This is a genomic window from Lutimaribacter saemankumensis (genome assembly GCF_900100005.1).
GTDB lineage: Bacteria > Pseudomonadota > Alphaproteobacteria > Rhodobacterales > Rhodobacteraceae > Lutimaribacter > Lutimaribacter saemankumensis.
In genome coordinates, this window is sequence record NZ_FNEB01000026.1 from 1 (window position 1) to 6816 (window position 6816).

A 6816-nucleotide genomic window follows, 5' to 3' on the forward strand; every position below is an offset into this window, starting at 1 on the left:
CGTATAACCACTTTTGGCTGAGATTGGTTTAGCCGACCGTTCTGCAGACCAATCGGTCGGTAGAACCAAGTGCAGCGAACGGCGGCTTTGAGCCCTTTCCGGAAGTGCACCTGCTCCGACGTTCGCAGCTGCAGAAACCCTATGCACTGAATCCATAGCCGCGCCGCAGAAAGAAAAGCAGACGTTCGGTATAAACGCGGTGGATTTTCTTGCCCCAATGTCCGAGTTGCGGACGAAGCGGCCTTACGCCGCGTCGCGGAGGGCAAGAACGGTATGAACAACGGTTGCGCGACCAAAACTGGAGTTTCCGGCAACGTTTTTCATTTCAGCCATGAAACTCAGTATGCGCGGCAGGAGATTTGGCATTGACGGCTCGTCGGCGCAGCGCCTGATTTTCTGTCGCTTCTTGGAGACTTCATGCAGGTTTAGGCACCTCTTTCGAATGTTCACCAAGCAGGGGCGCTTGAAAATTTTCGTTTTTGAGAGCGCCTTCGCTGCGAAAGCCGGGCATGAGAGCCGTTGGTTCTTCCGGAACGTTCAAGCCGGGGGTTTTGTTGTACAACTCGGTCAGAAACTCGTGAAGATCGCGAACACGCGCCGCTGGAACGCCTCCTGCGATGAGAGCTTTTTCGAACTCGGCTGCTTCCAGTTTTCGAATTTCTGCTGACAATTCGGAGCCAAGTTCGGGGCTGGCAAGGTTGAACAGAAAATCGTTGTCGGACAAATCGCCTGGCAGGTATGGCGGCAATGCCAAGTCCGGTCGGCCTACTATGGAGCACAATATTCGAAACTGACCCATTGTATTGGCGGCAATCGACACATGACCATCAGCGGTTTCGAAGGTGCTCGCGCCTGGACTGCCAACAAATCCTCGATTGCCCACGCGGGGAGGCGCAGCGTCTGCAGCGATTGTCTGAGCATAGGCGGTTGCCATCAGGAGCATCGCGCTGTCGACCATGGAGACATCAATTTCGATGTCCGATGTGTCGCCTTTTGCGCGGCGCAACAGAGCTGCCAGAATGGCAGTGGTTGCCGACATGCCAGTCGCCGTATCGACGACTGGGAAGCCGACTTTGACCGGTGGGCCCTCTGAGCCCTGCATCGCCATCATCCCCGTGGCGGCTTGTATGACATGATCGTAGGCTGGTAGCGGAGACAGTTCTCCGGTTTGCCCCCAGCCAGAGATGGAGCAGTATATCACGTCAGGACGAACGCGCCGGATGTCTGTTGCAGATACGCCAAGGCGCTTGGCGACACCGGGTCTGAAGTTTTCGACGAACACTTGGCACGACTTGGCTAACGTGAGCAGATGATCTCGATCTTTTGCAACCTTCAGGTCCAATTCGACAGATTTCTTTCCCGCGTTCAGGGCACGGAACGCTGGTGGTACTCCGTTTTGGTCTGGTTGTGTGCGGAGCGCACGCATGCCGTCACCTTCCCCCCGGCGTTCGACTTTGATCACCTCGGCCCCCATCATGCACAATTGATGAGTTGCTAACGGACCAGCGATGACGTGGGTCAGATCAAGCACTCTCACGCCTTCAAGTGGCAAGTGCGAAACGGGGGTAGGTGTGCTCGTCATTCAATGAACCTCTGTAAGTCCTCATCGATTTCATCCATGCGCTTGTCCAGTTTGGCCAGCAATGCGCGTAACGTGTCCCGCTCCTCTTGGCTGAGAGCGTCATGAACGGCGACGCGGCGGCGATGCATGCTTGGTCGCATCCGCTCATAAAGAGCGCTTCCCTCCTGGCTAAGTGACAGCTTGCTGGCTCTGCGATCCTTAGGGTCGGGAGTGCTTTGCAAAAGGCCCTTGCTCAACATCGTTTTTACTGTTCGGCTGATCAAAGAGTCGTCGGTTTGCAGATACCTTGTGATTTCGGCGGCCGTGCCGGGTCCATAGGTCGCCAGCAGCATTAAGACCCTCCACTCCGATAGCGGTGGACCCGACAATTCCCGCAGAACCCTCGAAGCCTGAGATGCATGTCTCTGACTGAGCCGGGATATTTTGAACGTCACAGACTCCTGAAGGGGCTCAGTCGTGTCGAACGGTTTTGGGTTCTTTTGCTCCATAGGTGATCCTTCGCTTCAGAGTTCAATACGAGCCTTTACTGGACATGTCCAGTAAAAGGTTGACATGTCCGGTTTATTGCTGTTACCGCTCCAAAATGGAGATTTTGGGAGGAACTACCATGAAAAAATTTCTCGCTCTTGGGGCAATCGCGCTTGGCTATTCCATAGCAGCAACGGCGAGCCAGGCTGAAGACTGGACTCCACCGGGGCCAATCACGATGCACATCGCGTTCCCTCCCGGGGGAGGCTCAGACAGCCAGGCACGATTGATCGCGGAAGAGCTGGAAACACGCTACGGATGGACGATCACGCCGCAGAACACGCCCGGGAAAGCGGGACTTATCATGGCAAAGGAAATGCAGGGTGCACCTACAGATGGCACCGTTTTTGGTATGGGTATTTCAGAAGCACTTGACTACGGCATGGCAGACGGCACCGCCGGCATGACACCGGATGATGTTACACCGATTGTCACCACGACGCTGGCTGAAGTTGCGTTCGTCGTGCCCGCCTCGAAAGGGTGGAAAAACTTCGATGATTTTGTTGCGGCTGCCAAGGCCGGCGAGCCTTTGAGAGTTGGCGCTATTACCCCAAAAATCGCTGATGTGACATATCTGATGGGTAAAGCAGCTGGCATCGAAATGAATATTACGATGGTTCAGGGCGGACGCGGGATGATGAATGCGCTTTATGCTGGCGATCTTGACGCCGGATTTGTCGCCGGGGCTCATTCAAAGGGTGTCAAAGCTGGCGAATTGGTAGAGCTTGTTTCGGGCATGTCACGCCCGCTGAACCTGACACCGGACGCACCGCTATTGGTCGATCTGGGCGTGCCGTACAATCTTGATATCTATTTCATGTACTTCGGGCCAAAGGACATGGATGGCGCAGCTCAGGCCAAATTGGCTCAATCGATTTCGGAAATCGTGTTGGACGATACCACGAAGGCGGGGGCGCTGCTTAAAGCGAATTTTGGAGGAGGGGAGGCCATTTCGGGTGAGGCGCTCCAAGCCTTTATCGACAGCAGCTTTGTATCCGCCAAGGAACTGATGCAGGCGGCTTCCGAGTAGTTTTTGCCTCTGGGTCGTGCCAACTCGCGTTGGCGCGGCCAACAGCCTTGTGAGGAAGGCCAGATGTACCGATTGAACATCTATATCGGGAGTGGCGCGGTGCTTTTGGCGCTTGTCGGTTTGTTCCTCTGGATTCCTCAGGACACAGGCACCGGCCTGATCGTTCGCGTCCGTCGCCAAGTCAGCATCGGAGACGCACTTGCGCCGACTATCGCCTTCACCCTGATGGCGATTGGCGGTGCGCTTCTGCTGGTCGAGCGGCGAAAGCATACTTCCGCCGAAGTATCGATAGCGCCGTTTTTGCATACAGGCGCACTTGTCGCCGTCATCGCCCTTGGTCTTTTGTTGATGCGGCATGCAGGTCCGGGCATTCTGCTCATCGCCGAAGGGTTCGGCGCTACGGACACAGAGTACCGCCTGTTGCGAGAAACCTTCCCATGGAAATACATCGGTTATTTCCTTGGAGGTGTCACAATTATTGGTGGAATGGCTTCCTTGTCCGCTGGACGCTTGCAGGCCCGGACGGTCCTGATTGCTGGCGTAGTGACAATAGGCTTGGTTGCGCTCGTCGATGTGCCATTTGATGATCTTTTGCTGCCGCCTAACGGTGATTATTGATGCAGCCGCTGGACTACATCGCAGCCGGGATACAGGCTGTCATTTTTGGCCCGGCCGCTTTCGAACTGCTCGGTGTTCCAATCCCACTGACGCTGGTGATGGTCTTTGCTGGCGTGGTCACAGGCATCTTGGTTGGCGCAACGCCTGGTCTGGCCGGGCCGATGGCGATGGCGATCTCCCTTCCGATCCTGATTTCGTTCTTTGGATACAACGTCGAAGCCTTGCTGCCAGTTTTGGGGTTTCTGATCGGCATCATGAAGGGTGCGACGCTCGGAGGGGCGGTTCCAGCCATTCTGTTCAACACCCCCGGGACACCGGATGCCTATATGACCACATTGGATGGCTACCCTCTGACGAAGCAGGGCCAGTCCCGCAAGGCATTGAAGGTCGCACATCTGTCCTCTGTGTCTGGTGACACGTTTTCCGACATTGCGCTTTTCGTGTGCGCGCCATTCGTTGCCTTGATGGTTGAGCGGCATCTGGATTTTCCCGAGAAGACCGCGCTTCTGATCCTGTCGCTCAGTTTTATTGCGGCAGTTATCGGCGGCTCTCCAGGCAAAGGGCTGATTTCGGTCGCATTGGGATTGATTGCTGTTTTCATCGGCGGTGGCGAAGACTTTTACCCACGCCTGTCTTTGGGAACCGACGCTTTGGCAGGCGGGTTTTCAATTATGACGGCAATTCTGGGGATCCTGATCGTCGGCGCGGTTCTGAAAGAATACGAAGACCTTTGGCACAGAAGCAATCTGTCTGGAGCACTTGAACGGATTGTCGATCACGGGGACCAGCGCTTAACCCGCGCGGAAATCCTGCGCATCGCTCCCTACATTGGCCAGTCGTCAATCGTGGGCACGATTATTGGTGCACTCCCTGGAATTGGAACGACGCTGGCAGCAGCGCTTGGATACCAGCTGGGGCGCGCACGACATGAACGCCGTCGATCAGAAGGTGCGCCGGCATTCGGTGAAGGCGTAATCGAAGGAGTGGCAGCGACTGAAGCCGCCAACAGTTCGGTTTCCGGATCAAATCTGATTCCAGTCCTCGGTCTGGGCATTCCTGGAAACGCCGCGGCAGTCTTTATTATCCTCGCAACCGATTCCATCGGAGGGTTTACACCAGGACCTTCGGTGTTTCGCTTCAGCGAAAGCGTTGTGAACACCGAGCTCGTCTTGGTATTCGGATTGTTCACTGCGATGCTGTTTGCCAACCTCGTCAACTGGACCTTTGGTGGGGCGTTCATGCGGGCCGCGACGGTCATGGTAAGGGTGCCAAAACGAACCTTGCTGCCTGTCGTGTTGCTTCTAACCTTGACTGCTGTCTATGCCCAGGAACCAAGCATGGAGTCGCTTTGGTTCACCTTGGGCTTTGGAATTTTGGGGTATTTGATGCGCAAGGTCGATATGTCCCCTCTGCCTTTTGTGATTGCTTTCGTTTTGGGGGGAAGCCTTGAGAACAGCGCGCGACAGGCCTTCTCGGCCACGGGCGGAGATCCTTATTTCCTGTTTTCCAGCTGGATCTCGATCTTTTTTCTGGCAGGGTCCGTTGTGACTGTTGTGCTCGCACTGCGGCAGAAACGGACCGACAGCACGCAGGCATAACCATAGATACCTATGCTGGGCCCGAAAAGGCAGGCGCTTTCAAATCCGCCAACACTAAACATGCCGCTCAAAAGGTTGCCCCGAACGAGTCCAAAGAGACCGCGAGGACTCTTCGCCAGCGTTAAAGAAAATTCGCACAGATGCCTTGTCCGCAACTGAGACCTCTGTAGTTGGCGCCGCGAACGACTGGTTTGGGATTGGGCAAACTTGGCAGGTCTCAATGACTGCCTTCGGGAAATCGTGCTGCAGTGCCGCGTCCTGATCCGTGATTTTTTGGTGGACGCGCGGCCGCGAAGTTCGCTGCGCCAGCATCAGGCGGCTTTGTCCGCAAAGCAGACTTTCGCCGCGGTCTGGGCAGACGACCGCTATGCGGACAAAACTGCCATCAGGGAAGCTCCGTTGGTCCGACATTTGATTCAAAGCAACGCACGGCGCTGCCTGTCGTGATAGAGTTATAAGCTCTACAAAGCTATCCCTCCCATTTTTTGGGGATTTTTCGAAGGACGCCAAAATGCATATCGAAGTCAGTACAGATAACAGCATCAAGGGGAGTGAAGCCATCACGGCCCAAATTACGGGATTGGTACAGCACGATCTGGCCTACCTTGCAGAACATATAACCAGAATCGAGGTCCATCTCAGTGATGCCAACGCCGACAAGTCCGGCCCAGATGATATAAAATGCGTTCTGGAGGCACGGCTCAAAGGCCAGCAGCCTATGGCAGTCACGGATTCGGCTTCGACTTTAGAACAGGCGACGAGGGGCGCAGCCGGCAAGATGAAAAGCGCGCTAGAAAGCACTCTCGGGAAACTAACGGACCGTCGCTAACATATCCGGCGGTCTTGTCAGATTAACTTGGCTTGAGGCGAGCAGGGGACTTTCGTAGCCTCTCGAGATGACCAAACGCTCGCCTTTCAAGTATTTCAAAACCAGCCCCGAAATCATCCGCCTGGCGGTGATGCTCTATGTCCGGTTTCCGCTATCGCTGAGAAACGTCGAAGATCTGCTCCACGAACGCGGCATCGACGTCAGCCATGAAACCATCCGGTTCTGGTGGAACCGGTTTGGCCCGATGTTGGCATCTGAAAACCGTCGGCGGCGTGTGCAGCAGCTGCGTGCATTCTCGCCATGGCAATGGCATGTCGACGAGGTTTTCGTGAAGATCAACGGTGGGTATTGTCAGAGGAACTTGTCTTGAGGCGGGCAGGGGGCTTTCGTAGCCTTTGAAGATGACCAAGCGTTCGCCTTTCAAGTATTTCAAAACCAGCCCCGAGATCATCCGCCTGGCGGTGATGCTCTATGTCCGGTTTCCGCTGTCACTCAGAAATGTCGAAGACCTGCTCCACGAACGCGGCATCGACGTCAGCCATGAAACCATCCGGTTCTGGTGGAACAGGTTCGGGCCGATGTTTGCGTCGGAGATCCGCCGGCGGCGTGTTCAGCAGCTGCGAGCCTTTTC

At 55.5% G+C, this 6816-nt stretch carries 7 protein-coding genes and 2 pseudogenes; 7 read left to right on the top strand and 2 right to left on the bottom strand.

The features are described 5' to 3' along the window. Positions 1-415 precede the first annotated feature (415 nt). Both BLT50_RS18535 and BLT50_RS18540 read right to left on the bottom strand, forming a co-directional pair. Positions 416-1582 (bottom strand): CaiB/BaiF CoA transferase family protein, encoded by a 1167-nt coding sequence (locus BLT50_RS18535; RefSeq protein ID WP_090030757.1) that lies wholly within the window; start codon positions 1580-1582, stop codon positions 416-418. Beyond that, positions 1579-2070 carry a MarR family winged helix-turn-helix transcriptional regulator gene (locus BLT50_RS18540; protein WP_090030759.1) on the bottom strand — a complete coding sequence of 164 codons (492 nt, stop codon included), beginning with the start codon at positions 2068-2070 and terminating at the stop codon, positions 1579-1581. The genes BLT50_RS18535 and BLT50_RS18540 overlap by 4 nt, the downstream gene beginning before the upstream one ends. A gap of 119 nt (positions 2071-2189) precedes the next feature. On the opposite strand from BLT50_RS18540, the gene BLT50_RS18545 reads away from it, so the two are divergent. The 7 genes and pseudogenes from BLT50_RS18545 to BLT50_RS18575 all read left to right on the top strand — a co-directional run. Next, the gene (locus tag BLT50_RS18545) at positions 2190-3140 is read left to right on the top strand and encodes a Bug family tripartite tricarboxylate transporter substrate binding protein (RefSeq protein WP_175491545.1); all 951 of its coding nucleotides are present in this window, start codon (positions 2190-2192) and stop codon (positions 3138-3140) included. A gap of 63 nt (positions 3141-3203) precedes the next feature. Further along, on the top strand, positions 3204-3758 hold the full coding sequence (locus BLT50_RS18550) for a hypothetical protein (RefSeq protein WP_090030764.1): 555 nt from the start codon (positions 3204-3206) through the stop codon (positions 3756-3758). Continuing rightward, positions 3758-5356 (top strand): tripartite tricarboxylate transporter permease, encoded by a 1599-nt coding sequence (locus BLT50_RS18555; RefSeq protein ID WP_090030767.1) that lies wholly within the window; start codon positions 3758-3760, stop codon positions 5354-5356. Before BLT50_RS18550 ends, BLT50_RS18555 begins: the two co-directional genes overlap by 1 nt. 207 nt (positions 5357-5563) lie before the next feature. Further along, positions 5564-5803, top strand: a complete 240-nt coding sequence (locus BLT50_RS18560; protein ID WP_139170593.1) for a hypothetical protein — start codon at positions 5564-5566, stop codon at positions 5801-5803. Between the two features lie 64 nt (positions 5804-5867). Then, on the top strand, positions 5868-6185 hold the full coding sequence (locus tag BLT50_RS18565) for an HPF/RaiA family ribosome-associated protein (RefSeq protein ID WP_090030771.1): 318 nt from the start codon (positions 5868-5870) through the stop codon (positions 6183-6185). Positions 6186-6252: 67 nt separating this feature from the next. Further along, positions 6253-6528, top strand: a pseudogene (locus tag BLT50_RS19820) (IS6 family transposase); the annotation flags it as partial. Positions 6529-6586: 58 nt separating this feature from the next. Continuing rightward, positions 6587-6816 (top strand): annotated as a pseudogene (locus tag BLT50_RS18575) (IS6 family transposase); the annotation flags it as partial.

What these genes read in the sequence shown, in the direction of transcription:
- BLT50_RS18565 (WP_090030771.1), top strand. Translation starts at nt 5,868, where the DNA reads ATGCATATCGAAGTCAGTACAGATAACAGCATCAAGGGGAGTGAAGCC.
- BLT50_RS18535 (WP_090030757.1), bottom strand. Translation starts at nt 1,582, where the DNA reads ATGACGAGCACACCTACCCCCGTTTCGCACTTGCCACTTGAAGGCGTG.
- BLT50_RS18550 (WP_090030764.1), top strand. Translation starts at nt 3,204, where the DNA reads ATGTACCGATTGAACATCTATATCGGGAGTGGCGCGGTGCTTTTGGCG.
- BLT50_RS18555 (WP_090030767.1), top strand. Translation starts at nt 3,758, where the DNA reads ATGCAGCCGCTGGACTACATCGCAGCCGGGATACAGGCTGTCATTTTT.
- BLT50_RS18540 (WP_090030759.1), bottom strand. Translation starts at nt 2,070, where the DNA reads ATGGAGCAAAAGAACCCAAAACCGTTCGACACGACTGAGCCCCTTCAG.
- BLT50_RS18545 (WP_175491545.1), top strand. Translation starts at nt 2,190, where the DNA reads ATGAAAAAATTTCTCGCTCTTGGGGCAATCGCGCTTGGCTATTCCATA.